The organism is Gemelliphila asaccharolytica, from assembly GCF_001553005.1.
Lineage (GTDB): Bacteria > Bacillota > Bacilli > Staphylococcales > Gemellaceae > Gemelliphila > Gemelliphila asaccharolytica.
In genome coordinates this window covers 4,008-4,249 of record NZ_KQ959910.1, presented here as the reverse complement: position 1 = coordinate 4,249, position 242 = coordinate 4,008, and the positions used below count along the sequence as shown (strand labels likewise).

At 26.4% G+C, this 242-nt stretch carries 1 protein-coding gene; it reads right to left on the bottom strand.

Annotated elements, in window-relative coordinates:
• A partial coding sequence (locus HMPREF1871_RS06555; RefSeq protein ID WP_157058083.1) for a GA module-containing protein occupies positions 1-242 on the bottom strand: 242 nt, incomplete at both ends.

The window sequence follows — 242 nt, the reverse complement described above, 5'->3', positions numbered from 1 at the left end:
TTTTTTGTCTAATTCTTTTGCTTTTTGATAGATTTTTTCAATTTCGTCTTTTGCTTTTTTGCTATTTACTTCTGCTATTAAAGACTCTTTTTGTTCTTTTGTTAGATTGTCTAAGTATCCTATTTTATATATTGTATTTTCTTTTGCTTCTTTGTTTGCTTTGTCTTTTGCTTTTGCTTTTGCTAAAGCGTCATTAACTTCTTTTGCATTATTTGCTTTATAGATTTCTGCTTTTGCAGATT